Annotated in this window: 15 protein-coding genes; 6 read left to right on the top strand and 9 right to left on the bottom strand. The window is 53.2% G+C overall.

Features of this window, described 5'->3' with window-relative positions:
- Positions 1-135 precede the first annotated feature (135 nt).
- A protein-coding gene (locus LIX93_RS29305) for an IS3 family transposase (protein WP_226507505.1) occupies positions 136-1355 on the top strand; the annotation gives its coding sequence in 2 pieces (ribosomal slippage) (positions 136-481 and positions 481-1355; 1221 coding nt in all).
- 660 nt (positions 1356-2015) lie between these two features.
- Complete coding sequence (locus LIX93_RS29300; protein ID WP_226507504.1) at positions 2016-2438, top strand: hypothetical protein; 423 nt, start codon at positions 2016-2018, stop codon at positions 2436-2438.
- On the opposite strand, the gene LIX93_RS29295 is transcribed toward LIX93_RS29300, so the two are convergent.
- Positions 2435-2719 carry a hypothetical protein gene (locus tag LIX93_RS29295; protein ID WP_226507503.1) on the bottom strand — a complete coding sequence of 95 codons (285 nt, stop codon included), beginning with the start codon at positions 2717-2719 and terminating at the stop codon, positions 2435-2437. The genes LIX93_RS29300 and LIX93_RS29295 overlap by 4 nt on opposite strands.
- 113 nt (positions 2720-2832) lie before the next feature.
- Between LIX93_RS29295 and LIX93_RS29290 the strand changes: the two genes are divergently transcribed.
- Both LIX93_RS29290 and LIX93_RS29285 read left to right on the top strand, forming a co-directional pair.
- Positions 2833-3021 carry an AbrB/MazE/SpoVT family DNA-binding domain-containing protein gene (locus LIX93_RS29290; RefSeq protein ID WP_226507502.1) on the top strand — a complete coding sequence of 63 codons (189 nt, stop codon included), beginning with the start codon at positions 2833-2835 and terminating at the stop codon, positions 3019-3021.
- 507 nt (positions 3022-3528) lie between these two features.
- Positions 3529-3774: a hypothetical protein gene (locus tag LIX93_RS29285; protein WP_226507501.1), complete on the top strand. Its 246-nt coding sequence runs from the start codon at positions 3529-3531 to the stop codon at positions 3772-3774.
- A 329-nt stretch (positions 3775-4103) separates the two neighbouring features.
- On the opposite strand, the gene LIX93_RS29280 is transcribed toward LIX93_RS29285, so the two are convergent.
- The 8 genes from LIX93_RS29280 to LIX93_RS29245 form a co-directional block, all read right to left on the bottom strand.
- On the bottom strand, positions 4104-7784 hold the full coding sequence (locus LIX93_RS29280) for a response regulator (RefSeq protein WP_226507500.1): 3681 nt from the start codon (positions 7782-7784) through the stop codon (positions 4104-4106).
- A 62-nt stretch (positions 7785-7846) separates the two neighbouring features.
- Entirely contained in the window at positions 7847-9925 is a 2079-nt protein-coding gene (locus LIX93_RS29275; protein ID WP_226507499.1) for an EAL domain-containing protein, read from the bottom strand.
- 948 nt (positions 9926-10873) lie between these two features.
- Positions 10874-12073: an ATP-binding protein gene (locus LIX93_RS29270; protein ID WP_226507498.1), complete on the bottom strand. Its 1200-nt coding sequence runs from the start codon at positions 12071-12073 to the stop codon at positions 10874-10876.
- 1120 nt (positions 12074-13193) lie between these two features.
- Positions 13194-13484 carry an STAS domain-containing protein gene (locus tag LIX93_RS29265; protein ID WP_226507497.1) on the bottom strand — a complete coding sequence of 97 codons (291 nt, stop codon included), beginning with the start codon at positions 13482-13484 and terminating at the stop codon, positions 13194-13196.
- Positions 13485-13721: 237 nt separating this feature from the next.
- On the bottom strand, positions 13722-15047 hold the full coding sequence (locus LIX93_RS29260) for an HD domain-containing phosphohydrolase (protein ID WP_226507496.1): 1326 nt from the start codon (positions 15045-15047) through the stop codon (positions 13722-13724).
- Positions 15044-16366 (bottom strand): ATP-binding protein, encoded by a 1323-nt coding sequence (locus tag LIX93_RS29255; RefSeq protein ID WP_226507495.1) that lies wholly within the window; start codon positions 16364-16366, stop codon positions 15044-15046. The genes LIX93_RS29260 and LIX93_RS29255 overlap by 4 nt, the downstream gene beginning before the upstream one ends.
- 13 nt (positions 16367-16379) lie before the next feature.
- Positions 16380-16991 carry a chemotaxis protein CheC gene (locus tag LIX93_RS29250; RefSeq protein ID WP_226507494.1) on the bottom strand — a complete coding sequence of 204 codons (612 nt, stop codon included), beginning with the start codon at positions 16989-16991 and terminating at the stop codon, positions 16380-16382.
- Complete coding sequence (locus LIX93_RS29245; protein WP_226507493.1) at positions 16991-17350, bottom strand: response regulator; 360 nt, start codon at positions 17348-17350, stop codon at positions 16991-16993. The genes LIX93_RS29250 and LIX93_RS29245 overlap by 1 nt, the downstream gene beginning before the upstream one ends.
- A 336-nt stretch (positions 17351-17686) precedes the next feature.
- Here LIX93_RS29245 and LIX93_RS29240 point away from each other — a divergent pair, with 336 nt between their 5' ends.
- Both LIX93_RS29240 and LIX93_RS29235 read left to right on the top strand, forming a co-directional pair.
- Positions 17687-20158, top strand: coding sequence for an ATP-binding protein (locus LIX93_RS29240; RefSeq protein ID WP_226507492.1), 2472 nt, complete (start codon positions 17687-17689; stop codon positions 20156-20158).
- A gap of 74 nt (positions 20159-20232) precedes the next feature.
- On the top strand, positions 20233-21291 hold the full coding sequence (locus LIX93_RS29235; RefSeq protein ID WP_226507491.1) for an HD domain-containing phosphohydrolase: 1059 nt from the start codon (positions 20233-20235) through the stop codon (positions 21289-21291).
- Positions 21292-21996 lie beyond the last annotated feature (705 nt).

The following is a 21996-nucleotide window of genomic DNA, read 5'->3' as shown; positions in this document are numbered from 1 at the left end:
AAGCACCAAGCTGGCAGCTTCGCGCTTGAATTCGGGGGTGAAGGTACGTCGTTGTCTGCTCATCGAACACCTCTGTGTGGCGATCATTTTCGCCTAAAAAGGTGTCCGGGGTTAGTAGACCACTACAGTATGTTTATGACTAACAGCAACGATAAGAGTGGCGAGCTGCTCGGCCAGGAACGCCGACGCCGCTGGAGCACCGACCAGAAGCTGGCCATGGTTCGCGAGAGCCTCGAACCCGGACAAAGTGTATCCGTGGTGGCCCGGCGCAACGGCATCAATGCCAACCAGCTGTTCTTATGGCGCAAACTGTACCAGGACGGAAGCCTGTCGGCGGTGAGTGCTGGCGAAGCGGTGGTACCAGCGTCGGAGCTGAGCGACGCGCTCAAGCAGATCCGAGAATTACAGCGGATGTTGGGCAAGAAGACGATGGAAGCCGAAGTCCTCAAAGAGGCCGTGGAGATCGCCCGGTCGCGAAAATGGATTACGCACTCACCCTTGTTGCCGGGGGACGACCAGTGAAACTGGTCAGCGAATGTCTCGGTGTGTCGCGCTCGCAATTAACGGTTCGAATCAAGCAATCGGCATCGCCCAAAGCACGGCGACGTCGGCTCGTGAACGATACGGAGTTGGTCGCCGAGATTAAGCAGCAAGTCAGCGAGTTGCCAAGTTATGGCTACCGCCGGGTTTGGGGGTTGCTGCGCCGCGAGCGTGAAGTCCAGTTACTGGCCCCGATCAATGTGAAGCGGGTTTATCGCGTCATGCGCGATCACAATCTGTTGCTGGAACGACGCATCAAGCAGCCTGGCGTGCAGCGTCGGCATGAAGGCCGAATTGCCGTTAGTACCAGCGATACCCGCTGGTGCTCAGACGGCTTCGAGTTCCGTTGCGACGACGGTGCAAAGTTGAGCGTGACCTTCGCCCTGGACTGCTGTGATCGCGAAGCCATCGGCTGGGTCGCCAGCCCGACAGGCTACAGCGGCGATGACATACGAGACTTGATGTTGGAAAGCGTGGAGAAGCGATTTGGGGATCAATTACCGAGCACTCCAGTGCAATGGTTGAGCGATAACGGTTCGGCCTATATCGCCGAACAGACGCGTCTGTTTGCCCGTCAGATCGGCTTGCAGCCGGTGACCACACCAGTACGCAGCCCGCAAAGCAACGGCATGGCAGAGAGCTTTGTGAAGACGATCAAGCGAGATTACGTGGCGCACATGCCCAAGCCGGATCGAGAAACAGCGCTGCGCAATCTGACGATTGCCTTCGAGCATTACAACGAGCAGCATCCGCACAGCGCTTTGAAATATCGGTCGCCGCGAGAATTTAGGCGTCTGGCAGCAGCATTAATTTAACGGGGAGTTGGTGTCCGGTCTGGTAGGGGCAAGTCCACTAGTAACGCGTGAGCTTGCTGCCATACCGCAGAATCTTTTCGAGATGCTATCCTCTTTTTCCTAGGTAGACTGGTGATAACGAATTGTGCCATCGCCGATGCAAAACTGGCCCATGGGCGATTATCTGGACAGCTCTTGACTGAGAATCGTGGTGTAATAAGGAAACGGTTCTGAGGATCCTACTTCCTCATAACACAATCGCTGAGTTCGGCTCCCGACCACCAACGCTTACCGTCTTTATGCATCGATCACGGATTGTAAAATTCTCGGATATCTCGTGGTGCGCGATCTGGTGCGGCTTGCAAGCGTTGGTTTTCGGCGCGGCGAAATGCTCGGTGCCAGCAGGTTTTATCAAAAGCCTCCGACTTAGCTGTGGTGATACCAAAAAATGGGTGTTCTACGCCGGCTTCTGCTCATCGGATATGCTCAGGGCTGAGTAAGGGGCATCTGGCATGTACCGCCCTGAATCTGTCAGAGCCGGTCAGGCTGTCACCAAATGGCAAAATCCCCAAGCCTGCTGCGCCGTACGTCCGTCAAGCGACATCTCATATGCTCTTCTGGCTGGTATGGTATATAGACCGGCCTAGAAATAATTTTCCTAAAGGGTTAGGACAGAAATCCATGGACCGATACGCTTTCTCGGTACCGCTGGGTATTTTGGTGCAGCAGCCGTTGAACCAGGTGAATGAGTTTGCCCTGGTAAATGCAGCAACGGCGTTCTGGTATTCAGATATCGACCTAGAGGTGGAAATTCGCTGTTTCCTAGAGCCGGGTCGGAGTGAGCTGGAGCTACGCCGTGCTGGGTATTTGATCGAGCGGCTGACTCGATTTCCCTGCTTGAGTGATGAGCGAGCTGTAATAGCCTTGGCCAGGCTGCCTTGCTGGTTCCCTCATCTTCGCCAGGAGAGTGAGGCAGGCCTGCCGTCCAGTCGGCGTATCGACGCTCTCGCAATGTCCTGGGGACTACTTAAAGGGCTTGGTCTTAAGGCACAGGTCATTCTTCCCTATCAAACACGCCATGCGCCGCAGATCCCGCCAGCCTAATCGTCTACAGTGTAATCATCATCTTCCTGCAGTTCTGTTTCGATATGCTCGGGCCTGATCAGGTAATGGGTCAGGTGCTTGTGATAGAAAAGTCGATCCTCGAAGCGTGGAAGTAGCGCATCGAAAATCTCCTGTCCCGCGGGTGTGCCGGCTACGCGTGGTATCACGAACTGCGCGATCGCCAATTGCACTTCTATCTCATAGCGATCCAGAGGACGGTTTGGGTGGGAGTCATCGGTGTCCACGTAGCTTACGGGTTCATAGGATGGTGGCTTTGTCATAGATATTCTCCTCGCAGCTTTAACACTTATCGAGCGATCACAGCGGCTTTAGCCACGCTGTCCGCTCTTCGGCCGATTTAGTAGGTGTAAGCCTAGTATGGAGCTATCGTCCGATGAGTGGGTCGATTAGAACAACTGTGGTTCGCCATGATCCAGGCGATGGCAGCGGTGATGGCATCATCGCCCTCTCTATGGACGTCTTGAAAGCAATGAAAGTCGGCCTCGGCGAGTCTTTGAGCATCGCGTTGGTCGACGGATCGGTAGCACTAAAGCCAATCCGTGAGGTTGATCCGAAGGCCTGAGGCTGGTTTCGACCAGAACCGATCACCGGCGCTACACGACGTCCATCTCAGAAGGGGCACCCCGCTTAGCATTGCTGATCCCAATTCCAGAAACGAGATAAAGTCAGAGCCGGTTTTCCGCTAAGCTCAGATGCCCGTGTCGAATGCATCGGATGAATCGAATCATGACTAACGTCAAGCGGCCACTTCGGACAGACTTATGGGACTTGTCCAGCGACATGGTCACGATGCAAGGAGTGTTACGCGAGCCACCCATGGTTTACCGCGAATTTGCATTTACGCACGATGTATCATGCTCTCGCGAAGGCATAGGTCAGTATCCATAACCTGTTACTGGAGATTTTGAAAATGTTACAGCACGCCGATCGGCCGTTGCCTGGCACCCCGGTTGTGCCAGTATGGACGCCGCCTAAAGGCTAATTACTCGACGCGTGCTGCCACGTCTTTGCGGTCGTTTTTCTATATGCACCGAAGATTCCCCTTCGCTAAGCTAGCGAGGAGCAAGACATGCCCGACCCCCTATACCTCGAGTGGGAAGCCAAGAGGCTTTTCGCCTACGACATGATCAACTGCTCGGAGTGTCGTGCGGCTCAATTCATCCAGCATCGCGACAGAGACTTTGAGCACGCACCAACCTGCTCGCGGCGCGGCCCCGGCCAGCGGCCTTATATGGAACTGCTGGAAGTGCTTAAAGCAATCCAAGATGACCTACCTGACGAACGGTCTGGTAGGGGCAAGTCCACCAGCGATTGACATATCCGCGAGCCTAATGTGGGATAATAGGCGCGAGCACAATGGTTAATGGAGCGCTCAATCCCGACGGGAGGTCTACATCATGAAATCCAAAGTTCTGCAAAGCCACGTTTCCGCCTTCGTGGAGATCGGTCGCGGGACCCCTAGCACCCTCATCAGCGCGCCTACCAGGAGTGAGCTGAGGAAAAACATCAGGGATGCTTTTGAACGATCAAAGAAAAACGCCCAATCTCACGGCGTCACCAATTCCGGCTAAGCCGCCCATCCTGCGGCAAGAGATCACAAAAGTTTACCTTCACAATTTGTTTTCGTTACCGAAGTAGCTTAGGTCAGACACCTTCTCTCTTGAGTAAATAATCGAGTGTCACTATTGCATCATCGAAGCGTAGAGCCTGAACCTGTTCGATAAACTGTAGAGCCTTCACTTCGTCGTCCACGGGGTAAAGGTATTTGAGCACCTCCATCATCTCCAATGCCTGCATATTCCCGCTCCGCAAAACGGGCAAGATGTCCTTCAAACCTCCATACCAATTGTCGATGCGGGAGCCCGATGCTTTAGCGGTTATCGATACTTCATCTTTGCTCGGATGGCCCAGCGTTTTTTCAATCCATTCAGCCAGGCTTTCAGTACAGACCATTAACAACTGGGTTAGATCCGCGCGCGCTTGAACAGACAGCAAGGCTTCGAGCTCAGGTCGATTGTTGGCCATCAACGCACATTCTATCGTGCCCAATCTCTGGTAAAGTGCGCTTGCGCCAATGGTAGCTGAGCTTCCACGCAGGGTATGCAAAATCGCTCGGACTTTGGACAAGCTCCCTGACTCGGTTGCGGTGTCAAGTTGCCCGAGCAACATGGACGCATCGTTCCGATAACTTTCCAATGTTTGTAGAATAAGCAGCAAGTCACCGCCGAATCTGTCTAAGAGAGAAAGGGGCGACTCGATAGGGTAGAAAGGGTCAGCGGTATGGGTAACGTTCTCCCCTGTCAGCGGAGCTCGCTTGCCATTTATCAAACCTAGTACCGTGGACACCAACTGCTCGATATCGATTGGCTTGCCTATATGCTCGCTCATCCCAGCGACCAAGCATTGCTCTCGGTCCGCCGACGAAGCATTTGCGGTCATCGCCAAAATGGGCAAGTCGATAAATTCGCGCCGAGCGCGAATCCTCCTAGTCGCCTCGTAACCATCGATATCGGGCATCTGGACGTCCATGATGATGACGTCAAACGGCACCATTGCTTCAAACGTCAGTGCTACCCCTTCCAATCCACCCTCGGCAAGATGCACTATAGCCCCCTCACGACGCAGCAACTCAGCCGCGACTTGACGATTTACTGGGTTATCCTCCACTACCAGTAAGCGAAGGCCGACCAAACGTTCATGCCGCTCTGCCCGCACTCGTGTAGGTAATACCACCGAACCAGGCCCCTCCTTGGCCAGTTTTACTGCCGCTGCCAGCTGACGGGGAGTAACCGGCTTGGTGAGAAAATTGACGAGTGCGGTCATTTCGTACTGTTGGGCGTCTTCCAGCTCCTCGCGACCATAGGCCGAAATCATGATAACTACGGGTGCGACGTTTGAGCGCCCATTGTCGCTGATGATTTTTGCAGCGCTCAGTCCATCGAGATTGGGCATTTTCCAGTCCATCAAAACAACATCATATGGCTGCCCTTTCTCGAAGGCCAATCGCACGGCTTCGACGGCCTGAACGCCGTCAAACACCAAATCCACCTGCCAACCTAAAGCCTGCCCAGTACGCCCGAGCAATTCGTTCACCACCCGGTTGTCATCAGCCACCAGCACACGTAGTCCGCCGTCGGTAATTAGGCAAGCATCACGAATCGACAAGCACTGGGGTGTCTCAAAGGTTACGTCGAACCAGAAACAACTACCGCTGCCAACTTTGCTAGTTACCTTCAGAGAGCCTCCCATGAGCCCAACCAAACGATCACAAATAACGAGGCCGAGCCCGCTGCCACCGAAACGTCGGCTTGTCGACGCCTCAGCCTGAGCGAACCCCTCGAAAATATGATTTAGCTGTCCGTTCTCTATCCCGATACCTGTGTCAATCACCCTGATGCGTATGTTTGTGCGCTCATGGCTGCGCTGCAGCTGTTCTATCCGCAATAAGACATAACCGCGCGTAGTGAACTTTAGCGCATTCCCGGCTAGATTGATTAGGATTTGCTGTAGCCGAAGGCTATCGCCGATCAATACGCTCGGGAGCGCAGGATCAATGTCGAACGCAACCTCAATTTCTTTTTCCCCCTGGTTACTGGAAAGAATTACGGCCAGATCGCTCAACAGCTCGTCGAGCAAGAATTCACGATGCTCAAGTTGTAGTTTTCCGGCCTCTATCTTTGAATAATCGAGAATGTCGTTAAGCAAGCCCAGCAATGACTTGGCGGCGATTTGTGCTTTGTCGACATAATCACGTTGGCGAGGTTTGAGTCCAGTGTGCTGAACCAGCTGCAGCATGCCAAGTACGGCATTCAAGGGTGTTCTGATCTCATGACTCATGTTTGCCAGAAAAGAAGACTTAGCCGCGTTAGCAATATCGGCTTGCTGTTTGGCAAGAAGCAACTCTGCAGTTCGCTCTTCAACTTGGAGCTCGAGTTGGGCATTGAGTCCTTGAATGTACGCCTCTGCTGCTTTTTGCCCAGCAATGTCACGTACGGTCTTGGAGGCCCCCACTACCTGCCCTGCGCCATCATGAATCGGTGATACCGCCACTGACACGTCGATCAGCTCCCCATTCTTACGTCGACGCCGGGTTTCGAAGTGAGCTATAGGCTCTCCGCGACCAATTTTCGCCAGTATGGCCTGTTCCTCGGCGTGCATATCCTCAGGCACAACCAAATCGCAGAGGTATTTACCCACTGCTTCGTGGGTGCTGTATCCGAAGATGCGCTCAGCTCCACGATTCCAGCTCGTCACCATGCCGTGCAAGTCTTTTCCGATGATGCCGTCCGCGGAGCTTTCGACGATAGCAGCCAATCTCGCCTGATCGGCAAGGCTTTGGCTGCGGCGCCGAGCCACATTGTAAAGCGCTTCCATCAGTAGGCTGAGCAATACACTAATGGTTATCCCGACAACAGCGAACAGCATCGCGGACCATTGGCGCATCTGCATCACATAAGCCTCAGACGCAACAAGCTCAATGCTCCAGTGCCGGCCGAACACCTCAGCCACGGCACTTGAACTGAATTGTGTCGGCGGGCTGGACGATGCTCCACTGACATAAAACCCCAGGTAATTTCCCGCTGGATCGCGATCTCCCAACCGCAGCTGCAGCCCAAGCCTTTCCAACCTCAGGTCGGCAAGTACATCGCTGATGGACAAAGGTGCAAAGCTCCAGCCGACCAAAGCAGCATCACGCTCGGCAACCGTATTGGTGGGGCTCCCCACACGGTAAATGGGCAGCAAGAACAGGAACGAGTTTTGCGGACCACCTGCATTCTCCATAAAGGCGATAGGGCCACTTAACTGCGGGACACCCGTTCGCATAGCAGTAAGCGCCGCTTCCCGTCGCTGGGTTTCGGAGGCTATGTCAACGCCTAGAGCCTGGGCGTTGTCATTGAGCGGCCCGATATACTGGACGATGAAGCGATCACCGTCATGTGGACTAAACTGGCGAACCCGAAAGTCCAGCCTACTGCCCGCTCTTTGCTTCGCCACAAAAGATGCCTCTACGTTCTGCGGCACACGCTGGATGAAGCCAAACCCGCGTGCCCCCGGAAACTCCTTTTGAAGCTCACGACTTTCTTCATACCGCCTGAAGGCGTCTGCGTCGAATCGCTCTTCGCCAGTAGCCAATATTGCAGCGCGCAGCCCGCGTAAGCCGTATGCATACAGATTGATTTTTGCTATGACAGCCTGAATGTTATGTCCTAACTCCAGCGCCAAAGCGGTTTTGACCCAAGCTTCGTTGACAGACTGGACCTGAAGCACCACCGCCGCCGTAGCGGCAAGGCCAATAAGAAGCGTCGTGCCTGCCCATCTTTTCATCTGTGGGGACTCGGGTTAGTTTTAGCGGTGCAAGGCTCACCGGGAAAAGAATTTGAAACCTGTCAGCGCATTGAGGGCCATGCGCTTAGCACATCGCTCATAACCTCAAATGGCGATGGACGACTGTAAAGAAAGCCCTGCATCGAAGGACAACCAAGCGACAAGAGTATCATCGCCTGTTCGGACGTTTCGACTCCCTCAGCCACCAAATCCAACCCTAGCGATTGTCCTATCAGGATAATGGCCTTGATGATCGCTAGATCAGCGGGATGTTCGAGCATACCGCGAACAAAACTTTGATCGATTTTCAAGACATTGATTGGGAAGTGCTTCAAGTAGGCCAGACTGGAGTAACCGGTACCGAAGTCATCAATTGCAATACGAACACCCATGCTCTGAAGATCAAGCAATTTATCGAGCATCTGCTGCGTATCCTTGAGAAGGATCCCCTCGGTGATCTCCAGTTCCAAAAGTTCAGGACGCAAGTCTGCTTCGATCAACACGTCAGCGATCAGACTCAGAAAGTGATCTTCACGGAACTGCAACACGGATATATTTACGCTCACACAAACAGGCTGCCCGCGGTCTTGCCAGCAGCGAGCGTCGTTGCAGGCCCGCAATAGCACCCACCGGCCTAACATCCAGATCAATCCGGCGGCTTCCGCCATGGGTATGAACTCAGCGGGTGAAACCGGACCACCTGGCGCCCGAGACCAACGGACAAGGGCTTCGACACCACGAATGCGTTGGCATGAAGGATCGACTTTAGCCTGGTAGTAAACCTCCAACGTTTCATTTTCCAGAGCTTCACGCAGGGCTCGTTCCAGCTGATGGCGCTTGCGCAGCAGATCGTCCAGTTGCGCATGAAAAAAGCGCCAGCGACCACGTCCCTGCTCTTTGGCTTCGTACATCGCGGATTCCGCATGGCGCCACAGAGTCTGGCCATCACTGCTGTCGTCAGGAAAGACTCCAACACCCACGCTAGCGCTTAAGTAATACCAGCCGTCATCAAGCCAGATTGGCTCGCTGACGATCTTTAGTAGCTGATCGGCGAAATCTCTGAGCATCCTCATGCTTGGGACCCCGGGAAGCAATATGCTGAACGCACCGCCCCCTCCTCGGCTGAGGGTATCTTCGCTACGGCAGCAATCTTCAATGCGCCTGGCGAGTATCCATAGCAACCGATCTCCAGTCGCCTGGCCACTCTCATCGTTGATGATCTTAAAGTGGTCAAGATCCAGCACGAGCATGGCCACCTGGAGGTGCTCAATACGGGCAGCCTGCAACGCAAGCTCGGTGTTTTCCAACAGCATCAGGCGATTGGCCAGGTCCGTCAAATCGTCGTGCCGAGCCAGATACTCGAGCTTGGCGGATTCGGCCTGCTTACGAGCCGTGATGTCAGTCATCAACATGACAAATCCGGACGCGGCTGCTCCGCCCCCGCGAGCAACGAGCGTGACTTGCGCGAACTGAATCCCACTCTCAGGGGCATGCAGCTGGAGCTCAAAATGCGCAGACCCACCCTCACCAAGGTCCTGCAGATGAGCCTCGATAGCCTCGAAGCTGCGCTCACCCAACATCGTTTGCATCGAGAACATGTGATTGCTGGGTAGCGCTGCGGGGAACCATGCTGCAGCTTCTTTGTTTACATAGAGATTGATTAAGTCTTCCCGCCAGTAGGCAATGAAGGCCGGAATATGGTTGAGCAACGTTTCAAGGTCGCCACGAGCCGCAGCCAATTTGAAGGCTTCATTACGTAACGCAACATGGGTCTGAACACGGGCTCTGGCGACCGGAATATTCAAAGGCTTTTGAATGAAATCCACTGCACCATACGCCAATGCGCGAATTTCGAAGTCGGGTTCACCGTGAGAAGTGACGAAAATAATCGAAGCGTCACGCAGGAAAGGATCGTGCTTGAACGCCGCGCAGACCTCGTAGCCGTCCATGTCGTGCATCTCAATATCGAGCAGCACTATGTCCGGAAGGCACTGTCTGGCGAGGTTCAAAGCAGCGCTCCCATTGGTTGCAAAATAGACTTCACCCAGATTACGCACAGCTTCGCGAAGAATGCGAATATTCATCGCGAGGTCGTCGACGACGAGGATGACCGGGGGCTTTCCTAGCATCGGAGCGAACATTCTGCACAGTCCTTCGTGAATTCAGGGTTCTCAGGACACCTTAGTCTTTTATCTGGCGGTCAGTATGGGTATTTCAGCTTGCGCCATCTTAATCAGACCGGCGCGCGCCGAGGGATCCGAATTTTCAGATCCGAGACGGGCCGGTGGTCACTGGAACAGGTGTGCCATCCCTTCCAGCCACACGTGAGCAACGGCACAGGATCACTCTGGCCAAATGCCTAGTTTACGAGGTTGCTAGCCCCGCCTGCTTGATCAACAGGTTATTTTTCGCGGCCGGCATCTCTTTTGAAAAAAGGTTTGGCCGTCACATGCACGTGAGGGGCCCGATCCCTAACACGCATTATATCTACCGCTGCGTACCCAGTGATGAACAGCACCTTCAGCTTGAATCGACGCACCCGTGCGTGATCGACCATTTACCCGTCGCGAATTTTACCCAATAAGCCGACAGCGAGAATAAGCAGATGAACGACCGTGGCTCACTCAAAGATCTTCAAGTCGCGACTTCAGCGCTCATGCCGGTGTTTATGTCAGTGCGTATGTAAGTAGCGGACAGACAAAGGTAATCACCAGCTACAATCTCTAAACCCACAGCCGATTGGGCATCAAAATAAAGGTTTATGGCTTGCGGCGTCAGCATTAAGACAAGGGTTAAGTACAGCTATGTCAAGTTGAGGAATAGACCACGGCGGTTCGAATAAAGGTCCTCTTAATAACTTCGACAGGCAGTGACGCGCCGGTCGTCTTCACAATGAAATCAGACATATTAACCCATATCTGGTTGACATCGGACGGCTTTGGATCGAGTGTCTGCCTGCGCGCAAACGGCAACAGCCTGTTAGTGAGTGGGGCCGCGCGACGCGCTGCACCTCGTGAGCTTCGGATTGAGGGAGCGCACAAGCACGCTAAATGGTAGCTATACGATGACTCGGGCGCGTTATCGCGCATCTACCGTTTTGAAGGGCAGCTCCCACAGAACGGTATATAAATTGAGAAACACGTCCCTGCACCCTGCTGACTAATTACAGTTATCCAACCACCCGTCTGAATGACATATCCATAGACCATTGATAGCCCAAGCCCGGTCCCTTTCCCATCGGCCTTAGTAGTAAAAAATGGCTCAAAAATCTTAGGGATCAAATCGGGCGACATCCCTATACCGTTGTCGGAAATTTGAATTCGGGCGCACGGAACCCCGAAAGAAAGCCCGGAACTATTTTCGCAAACATATTTATCCGGAATCACACTATCAGTAACTATCAGAATCTCGCCGCTTCCACGAAGAGCGTCTCGCGCATTAATCAAAATGTTGAGTAACGCATTTTCGAATTGATTAGGGTCAAGATATGCAGGCGCCAGGCCCTCTGCCAACTGCATACTGACCTTAACTGATGAGCCCAAGCTACACGCGCTCATCTCAACCAAAGAAACTATCAACGCATTTATATCTGCAAGCTCAGATTTCAACTCATGGCACCGTGAGAACCTCATGAGCCGGGACACTACAGTTGAAGCATTTTTCGCTCCACGAAGTGCGTCTTTTGCGTATTTAGCAGCAACTACTATGTTCTGACGATCCAGATTGCGCTCTACAAGACCTAGCGAGGCAATCACTGTCGTCAATACGTTATTGAAATCATGGGCAAACCCCATAGTCAGCTGGCCTATGGCCAACATCTTTTGGGAGTGGAATTGCCCTCTCACCAGGTTGAGACGCTCTATCTCCTGCTGCTTTTGAAAAGTTACATCTTGGACACAATTAGTGAAGCCGATCTGATTTCCACGAAAGTCAAAAAGTGGCGTTATGTTTGCGATCACGTTAACGCGACTTCCATCACGACGTTCAACTATCACGTCGATGTTAAGGATCGGCTCTCCAGTGGCCAGCACCTTGACCATTGGTGTTTCATCGTGAGGCAAAAAAACGCCGTCGGGCGTGTAAAGCTTATGAGCTCCGCAGAACTTGATTTCCGGATCGCCACACGTAGGCGTTTGCCCCCAGATCTCCGAAGCTTTGCGATTATAGGCGACCAAGACGGCATCTGAATTGCAGACATATACGCCAACTGGGAGATTCTCGATCAGATCCTGGCTATACCGTTGGCTCCATGGGCCTTCCGGTATTAAGCAGTGCGGACGTAGAGGCATAGTGCCACCTTTAGAGAGGCGTAGGAGATCAAAACGAGTTGAGTATTACAGGTTCTCCGTCGGGATCAATCAAGAATTAGGCACATCAGTTTCGCGCTATCTCGGTTTTTGTTGATTCAGGTCAATTCCGCCTTTCCTAAGCACACACGCATAAGCGTACAACTCCATCATAGGGGTCTAGACAATCTCATTCGCATCTGGTAGACCCATTATTCGAAACGGATTTTCACCTTTAAGGCCAGTGTGGTGATCAACCCATCCCGGACACTGTGTGATTTTTTTGGGCAACCGCAGGCGTTCGGCCTTCATTGAACTGATGCGACCGCAGCCAGTTGTATCGCCGCACCAAACGTCCTTGGGGGAGCCAGCGGTGAATTTCAGGTCAACCACGTTCGGGATACCGGACGCTTCACTGTTGCCTGTTAGTGGGCATGGAAGCAGGGCTACTCGCTGGTCAAGCTCATCTATGGCGCCCACCTACGTAGCATAAATCGACTGGTTTGCATGGCGTCATCTTGCAGCATCAGAATGATGCTTCGACTAACTGCTGCGCTTCGGCCTTGAGTAAATAGCTCGCTTCACTGCAGCCCAGAACTACCCGTCCTGCTTCCGGAAATCGGCGCCTGCGAATGTACGGGTAATAGCAAGAGCAGATGACCTCCAATACCAACCACTACAGATCAACAAATTCCAGACCCGCAGTTGATTGACCCACTCGAACATTCGGGTTCCTCTTCCCTCAACAGCGAGGTGGTCTTTTTTCAGATTGGCTTTTCCCGTTTCAGACGGTTGATTTGGGCTCGAATTCGTGGATTTTTGCAGCTCTGGAGTAAGGGCTGGGCTGATCGGAGTGACGCCGCCACCCTCTCAATTGGAGGTAGTTCCCCCACGACGCAAGGCCGACTCACCCAACGCACACGAATGAGCTACTTCGGTGGGGCTGTTGCCTTGATCGAACACCGAGCGCGCAGCCGCGCTTGAACCCAGGGCTAAAGGTATGACCTAGCCTGGCCATTAGACAATCCTCTATGGCGAGCATTGTCGCCTCACTGGGAGCCCCGTTTCATAGATTACTACATATAGATCCGTCCTGTGATTTAGCAGCTCAATGCGCATGAGTTCAGAGCTGCAAAAGGCGACGCAGCCCTCTGCATTCAAATGCGGTGACTATCGCTTCGTTAGGGTGGCTGATCAGCAGCCGACGTCCCAGCCGAATGGATTCGACCTTTGCCGTTATGATCAATTTGAGCCCTTCGGCATCGATGCTGATGACATCACTCAAATCTATCTCCAGCTCCCTTGATAACGAAATCAGCTCCAGCAATACAGTGTATTGAGCCTCAGCGGTATCAATCGTCAGATTGCCTTCTTTAACGACGACTCTCTGTAACAAGCAGCATTCATCGTACATGGCGTTGCCCTCGTCTGGTGAATATCAGTCTGGACACCGCAGCTGTGATGAATACAGGTCGTCCAGTGGTATACCCGTAACGACAGGCCGCATTGTTTCCCCCTTGGCTCATGCCTGCACCAGCGTGAGGATCGGGTTGAACGTGCAAGACGGTCTATGTCTTATCCTTCTACGGTTAGCGGGCGGTTCCGTGACAATAAGGTTTGACGAAAGTATTCCATAACCTCAAGCGACCATTCACTGTACCTCAGCAGCACGAATGAATACCGAGAATCGCCCTCCATCTACAGCTTCAAAGGCAGTCAGTTTTTCTATCAGCAGTGCAGTCAGTATTTTCCCTTCGTTAAGCAACAATAAACCGTTACTAGCACTGAGGTTCCGGTCAAGCACCATGCCAGGCTTAAGGCGCCGCACATCGAGTACTTTCACCGAAGGGTCGAGCAAGCTTTCTGGCAAGTGACAAGTGCAGACCTGAATAAAGAATTCGATCAGCGCGGGGTCATAGTAGGTGGATTTATGCTGGCGCAGATATACAAACACTTCGTCACGAGTGAGGTAGCGCTCCAGAACCAGCCCACACTGCAGTTCCACAAAGTCGACTGCTAGCTTCAGTACGCGCGCACCCAGTGGAATGGATTGGCCGCTTAGGCGGTCCGGGAAGCCCCTGCCATCCCAGTGTTCCTGATGATGACGAATGATGTGCATGGCGTCATGCAAAGGTTCGAGCGCCATCAGCAGTGCTTCGCTTTTACCTGGGTAGGTCTTGAACGCCTCAGTCTCCGTACGTAGCAGTAGGTCAGCGCAGCCCGCCAACATCACATCACTCCAACCGAGCTTTCCGATGTTGTAGAGAGCCGCTGCCATCGTCAGGTCGCGGGTATCGGTATCACTCAAAGCCGAGGCGGCACAATAGGCACGTACCACTTCGATAACTCGCTGATTGGTTTGCCGTAGCCGCGGCAAGCGTTGGTTGATCAGCAGCGAGAACACTTCGGTGCTCGTCACGTAGTTGCGGCGAAGTTCATCATAGGCCAAGTCAAGCATGTCTGCGGTTTGCTGCAGCTCGCTCGTCCGCGCAGCCACACGTCGCTCAAGGCCGTCGTTGAGGTCGCGCAATTTATTGTTTTGCTCGTTAGCCAGTTTGAGCAGGGCATCGCGGTCGCGCCGCACGGCTTGAAATTCTAATGCCTGGTGCAACGTGATCACCAGTTCCTCATCGTTCCATGGCTTGCTAATATAACGGAAGATATGACCTTCATTGATTGCCTTGGTGATCATGCTTACGTCCGCGTAACCGGTCAGCAGAATGTTCATGCAATCGGGATCGCGGTGGTACACCTCACTGAGTAAGGTTGGCCCGTCCATACCTGGCATGCGTGCATCGCTAATGATCAGATCAATCCGGTGAAGTTCGAAAAGCCCTAGCGCCTGAGTTCCATTGGTGGCCAGCAACAGGTCGTAAGGCTGGCCCCGCAATACACGGCGCAGGCTGTTAAGGATGTTCTCTTCGTCATCCACCAACATGACGGTGTAGCGTTTACCACTTTCGGCCAAACTGTTCATGATGAGTCTCCCTCAGATGCAGGGGGCGGTGGCGGTTGACGTAGCGGTAGCCAGACGCGGAAGCAAGTACCTTTGCCTGGCAAACTATCTACGGTAAGCCTCCCATGATGCTTAACGACGATGCTGTAGGACAGTGACAAGCCAAGCCCGGACCCCATACCCACAGGCTTGGTCGTAAAGAACGGCTCGAAGATTCGGTTCTGTATCTCCAACGGTACGCCATGCCCGTTGTCAGCGATATCGATGGATACTCCCTCCCCCTCTAGGCCCGTAGTAATAATGATTTCGCCGTTGGCGCCGACCGCGTGGCTAGCGTTGATGATCAGGTTCATAAACACTTGATTGATCTGTGATCCCATGCACTCGATGGGTTCGATATCGCCATAATATTTGATCACTTGGGCCTTGAATTTAATCTCGTTCCAGATGACGTTCAGGGTGCTGTCCAGCCCCTTGTGCAGATCCGCTAATTGCCACTCGCAGCTATCCACATGGGAGAACTCGCGCAAGTCTTTGACGATGCGATTGACTCGGTCAAGGCCGTCTGCCGACTCGACCAATAGCTCACTAATATCTTGACGCAAGAAGCCGTAATCGATTTTTTTTCTCAGCACCTCGATATCCGGATTCACCCGCAAATATTCGCCATCACAGACGCCCTCATAGGCATCAATAAGGCTGAATAAATCTTTGAGATAGGAACGCAGACTATTGAGGTTGGAAGAAACAAACCCGATAGGGTTGTTGATCTCGTGTGCTACCCCGGCGGCTAACTGGCCGATGGCTGCCATCTTTTCTGACTGAAGCAATTGGGCCTGCGCTTCCTCGAGTCGCTGGATGAGGCTTGCCTGGGCACTCTTTTCAGCTTCGAGCAATTCGTTGAGCCGGGTTAGTTCCAATTGCCGCGCCGCCGTATCGGTAGCATCGCTGACGGCGAGACCTACACCTAGGCATTCACCCTCCGCGTCCTGTACGGGAAAGAAAGTGCAATTTTGGTACATGTGTTTCACCGAGCCGCTGATGGGCCGGGTACTGGCGAAGTTGAACAGGTGTGGCCGTTGCTGCCAGGACGTGAACGCAAAGTTTTTCAACGTAAAAACACTGTTTATCTTTTGCCTTACCCAAATCTCAGGTAATTCGGGAAAGGCATCGAACAGCGTGTGGCCCGCCAGCGCATCCGCGGGGCGCCCACTGTTCAAGGACATAAAATGGTTGGAAAATAGCACCCGGTACTCCCGATCAATAAGCAGCACGCCCATGTTGATCGCTTTGAGCATCGACTCAAGTGTTTCTCTAGAAATGGCTGTGTTGTCTGTCATGGCAGCGCCCTTTTCAAAGCCCTTCGAGCATCCGATCAATAGCGCGGACGACAATCCCCGCCGTACGTTCGGTGATGCAGATCAACAGGTCGCAAGAAAACTGATGTGCCAGTACTTCAAAGCGAATTTCCAAAACCATTGCCAAGTGCTCAGTGAGGTTCAAGTGGCCCAAGCCGCCTTCTAGGCCCTGGCTGCCGATCAGAATGGACGGCGCGTCATAGCTGACTTGAGTGGCCACCTGGCGTGCGAGACCATTGATGCAAGCACCGGATAGAATATTGGTGACATCGAGCATGAGTTCTTCCTGCTGGGTTGGCGCACGCCCTTCATAACCCATTAGTTCGGCCAATTCATCGGCGCCCATGGCGCCGAAGCAAACGAACACCTCTCCCCGCAATTGACCTAAGAAAGACTGTCGCGTGACCATCATCGACTGCCCGCGCAGGTGATCAGGGACCGAAAGGTTTTCCCGCTGATGCACCAAGGGGTGAATGAATGGGACCGACAACGTCACTATAGTATCGGTGAGCAGCGCAAGGCGCTCTGCAGCCTGCCCCATGGCGATGTTCATGAGCTCTTGGAGTGCATCACGTTGGTCTTCGTTAAGCGCGGCCAAGGCGTCCATTACAACACTCCGGTGAGATGCAGCGCTTCAAAGACGGCTTGCGCTGTCACGGGTTTGGCGACGAATGCCGCGGCGCCCAACTCCAACGCTCGTTGCCTGGCGCGCGGTTGAATGTCAGCACTAATCACGACCGTCACGACGTTAGCGTCTTCATGCTTGAGCGCTGCAAGCGTTTGAAAACCATCCATAACCGGCATGGTAAGGTCCAGAAACAATAGTTCTACCTGTCCTGCATGGTAGGCGGCCATAACCTCAACGCCATTGCTCGCCTGAGCAACGTCGGCGGCCAACGATTCGGGCAAAGACCGCAAAACGAGCTTACGGGACATGGATGAGTCATCGGCAATCAATACCTTCATGGTACCCTCCAAATGCCCCTTGGACCGCGGGGCTGAAATGACGCTGTCCACCAAGCCTTACCACCACTATGGCCCTAAAAATGGCAAAGCGCCACTATCGAGTATGTCAACTCAGAGTCGAGCTGACCCACGACGCGCGCCGAACGATTGAGGATTTCCGACTCTCGAGGCGTATTTTGGGCAGCTTCTGCTGAATAATGACTGGTCACTGTACGCCTAAAAGACAGCTGCAGTGGCCATTCACAAAAAGGCTGGACACCTTCGAAACGATGAACAACAATGATGTCACAATAATATCAATCTGGCGGATTGGGCAAATGCCGCCGGGAGCTCCCCATGAGTCGCGGCACCCCAACCCTGAAATTCCGAAGCTGGATTTGGCAGGCTTTCGTCAGAACGAGCCTTGTCCCCCTCATCGTTGTGGAACTCGTGCTACTGGCAGCGTACTTCCTGACTAATCAAGCTATTCTGGAGGCTCAAAGCACCGATCTGCATCGCAGCGCTGCCCGCGAGCTCCAAAGCTCTGTGATGCAGAATTCGGATATTGTGCAGGCAGAGCTGGCGCAACTCAGAACAATGGGGACTCTGCTTTCGCTAAGTATTGAGAATGAACTTCAAGAGGTCCTGCCATACCACCCCGCCCAATTAGCCGTCAGTGCGGACGGCGTCCGCTACAGCGGGACCGACCAAGGCGGACCCGCCTCCTTTTACTCCAATATCACCCCCTTGGCTCGTCAAGACATGGATATGGTCGATCGCCTCAGCCATGTTGATTTCATGATGAAGGGCCTTAAGGACAGTAACCCGTTGATTACTAGCGTGTACTTCAATAGCGGGGACAGTTACAACCGTATCTACCCCTGGATTGACTCGTTGGCTCAGTACCCTCATGACATGAATATTCCATCGTTCAATTTTTATTACTTGGCCGACGCCCAACATAACCCGCAACGCCAGCCGGTATGGACCGATGTCTATCTCGACCCGGCAGGTAAAGGCTGGATGATGTCCGTCGTCGTACCGGTCTATCAAGGTGACCTACTGCGAGGCGTCGCGGGCATTGATATAACGATCGATGCTATCTTGCAAAAGATCGCGAGTCTTCATGTTCCGTGGGGTGGGTATCTTATATTGGTCAGCAAAGCCCATACGATTATGGCGCTCCCAGAGAAAGGCGAGACCGATTTTGACGTACCCAAGTTGGCGACTTCAGCCGGCTATAAAGGTCTCTCGCAAGAGCACTTTAAACCTATCGATTTCCAATTGGCCAACCATCCGAAATTACGCCCATTGGAACAGGCCATGCAAGACCACAGCGGTGGGGTTGAGTCTACGGAGCTTGGTAGCGGTGCACATTTGGTAGCCTGGAGTCCGGTGAAATTGGCGGGGTGGAGGCTACTGGGAGTGGTCGATGAAAAGGTAGTGATGAGAGAGACCCAACGTCTGGCAAATCACTTCAGGTACATTGGCTATCTGATGGCGAGCGGACTTGTTGCATTCTATGCCTTCTTCTTTGGTTATCTCTGGCTCCAAGCTCGACGTCTAAGCCTGGAACTGCACGCGCCCATCTTTGCGCTATCCAATATGATGCGCGAAATTGGGCAAGGTAATTGGGCGCCCCCATCGGCCCCCTCCAGAATTGAAGAACTGAACGCTATTTCACTGCATGCCTTAGGTATGGGAAAACAACTTGCCCACGCTGAGGCCAGCCGCAGCGCAGTCCAGCAGCGATTGGAAATGGTGATGGGGAATGTCACGGAAGGGCTTTTGGAGTACTACCCCAATACCCATACGTTCAGCTTCAAGGGTGCGCTTTGTGAGCGGTTCGGCTTACCAGCGGACAAAATGGCGCCAGACGAGCTTTACGCCCGTATGGGTGCAGGGGATCGCATAGCCCTCGAGCGGCTGATTATCACCGTTCGAAGTAATGAGGATCACGTAGCAGAAGCGGAGTTCCGTCTACCAGACCGTCAGGGCGATATGATTTGGCTACTCTGCCGCGCCAGCATGTTGTCAAACCCTACCGAACGGCGACCGTCAGTAGTCGGCACTTGCATAGACATTGATGCGCTAAAGCACGTAGAGCAAGACCTCCGCGCAAAGACCGTTGAGGCGCAAGCCGCCAGCCGAGCGAAATCCCGCTTCATCTCAAGCATGTCGCATGAATTGAAAACCCCGCTGAACGCCATCCTTGGGTTCGCACAGCTAGGTCAAATAAAAACGCGCCCGGACTCCACCCACCTTGATGAAATCATCATCGCCGGCCACCTGCTGTGCCAGCTTGTCGATGATCTGCTTGAGTGGTCAAGCCTCCAGGCCGAGGCGCCACGGTTGGACCTTAAACCTGTCGATGTGGAAATTTTGTTGACCGAGTGCGCGGCTATGATCGAGCCGCAGCTACTTGTGCAAGGGCTAGCGCTCGTGCTTCAAAAACCGAGCAAAGCCTGCACGGTGAGGGCAGACAGTCGCCGCACCAAACAAGTCTTGCTTAACCTTCTTTCAAACGCTGTCAAATATAACCGGGCCGGCGGCTCTATCACTTTAGGCATCGAACTGGATAGCGAACAATCCGTCGCCCGTCTGTTTGTGGAGGATACTGGAGAAGGGATAGACGCGGATGTTCAACAACAGCTGTTTCAGCCTTTCCAACGACTAGGTAAGGAAAACTCAACAATCCAGGGCACGGGCATCGGGCTGGCCCTGTGCAAAGAACTGGCCGATTTGATGGGAGGAAAGATGGGGGTTCGCAGTCAGAAAGCAGCGGGTAGCCGATTCTGGCTAGAACTTCCGATTTATCGACGCGCTTAGGACCTGGCGCAGGTCTGCAATTTCTGACCTAGCTAGCAGGAACCTCCCCCACCTAAACTGCAAGGAGTCAGCTAATGTTTTCACTTATCAGGTCCAATGCGGTGATTGCCATTATTGATGACGTCGCCTCCAATCTCCGCCTCATGGAATCGTGCCTGAGTGCCTTCGGGCTCGATCACATCAAAAGCTTTTCCGACTCGTCTGAGGGACTGGACTGGTGTGAGCGTAACGACTGGGATCTGCTGCTACTAGACATCGACATGCCAGCGCCCAACGGTTTTGAGATTTTGGACGCCCTTCACGCACGGGACAGAACTACCTCGACCATTGTAATCGTCACCGCTTTGAATGATCCGGACAGCCGCCGTATTGGACTTGAAAAAGGTGCCAATGACTACATTTCTAAACCCATCGACTTGCCCGAAGTCCTGCTTCGTGTGCGCAGCTGCCTCGAACTGGCGCAGAGCAGCCGGCTGCTCCAGGATGCCAAGCGTAATCTGGAGTACAAGGTCAATCAACGGACCACTCAGCTTCAGGAAAGCTATAGTGCTATGCTCAGGAGTCTAGGCCGAGCCGCAGCTTACCGTGATAATGACACAGGCGATCATATTCACCGTATAGGTGAATCGTCAGCGCTCCTGGCAAAACATATGAGCATGCCCGTTGAGTGGTGTGAACTGATAAGAAAAGCGGCCCCCATGCACGACATCGGGAAAATTGGCATTCCGGATGGCATTCTTCAGAAACCTGGTCCACTGACACCGGATGAACGTAGACAAATGCAGGAGCATCCGCGTATTGGCTATGACATTCTCTGTGACCAAAGCAGATCTGCCCTTACGGAAATGGCGGCAGAAATCGCATTGGGCCATCACGAAAAATGGGACGGTAGCGGTTACCCTAATGGACTGAAGGGCGGCGATATCCCCGTTAGCGCACGAATCGTGGCTCTCTGTGACGTCTATGACGCTCTTCGCATGGCACGGCCTTATAAAACGGCATGGAGTGTCGAGGCGGCCACGCTCTATATACAAGACCAAGCAAATCGACATTTCGATCCGCAGGTATGCAAGGCTTTTGCTGACATCGTGGCGGAGTTCGAGGCACTCAAGAGCATTGGGACATCCAAATAACTCATTAGCGGTTACCCGCAACTTTGAATTCACCATCTTTTCGATAGCATGGCGCAACTAACCCATACCGATAAAACGGGCTATTCCATGCACCGTTGATGGATGGGACCAAATCTCTTATGAGCGATTGATGAGCCGGCGAAAAAACTGGCTACTCACTTGTCTCTTATTATTTTCGTATCACTGTTATTTCGGATCCTACCAATCCCTCGCCCATGTTTGATGCCCGCTACGCCTACGCTATCGCCAGCCTCCGCACAGCGCTTTGAAATATCGGTCGCCGCGAGAATTTAGGCGTTTGGCAACAGCATCAATTTAACGGGGAGTTGGTGTCAGGTCTGGTAGGGGCAAGTCCACCTATGAGAGATATCCAACTCTCACAAGTGGACAAGTTAAGACCCTTTCTTACCAGCAGTGCCTTCGTGAGAACGCAGGACGTAAGGCAGTGATCCCGCCTGCCAAACCCGTCCTTGCCCTAGATATGGATAAAGTAAAAGGAATTCCGGAGTATCGAGGAGACTGCTGAGACACTATTGATTGGCACCTGGACGTGCGGAAATAACAAAAACGCCTATAGGTGTCACCGCCAATGTAAAACTGACCCCCTAACGCCAACTCAATTTTGACCCCCTGGGCGATCATGGTGGCTTTGAGCTGCCGAGATGTTGACCCAGGAGCAGTCAGTGGAAATCAAGGTATTGGCCC

The sequence above is a fragment of the Pseudomonas sp. MWU16-30317 genome, assembly GCF_020515695.1.
Classification (GTDB): Bacteria; Pseudomonadota; Gammaproteobacteria; order Pseudomonadales; family Pseudomonadaceae; genus Aquipseudomonas.
This window is presented reverse-complemented; position numbering and strand designations above follow the sequence as displayed.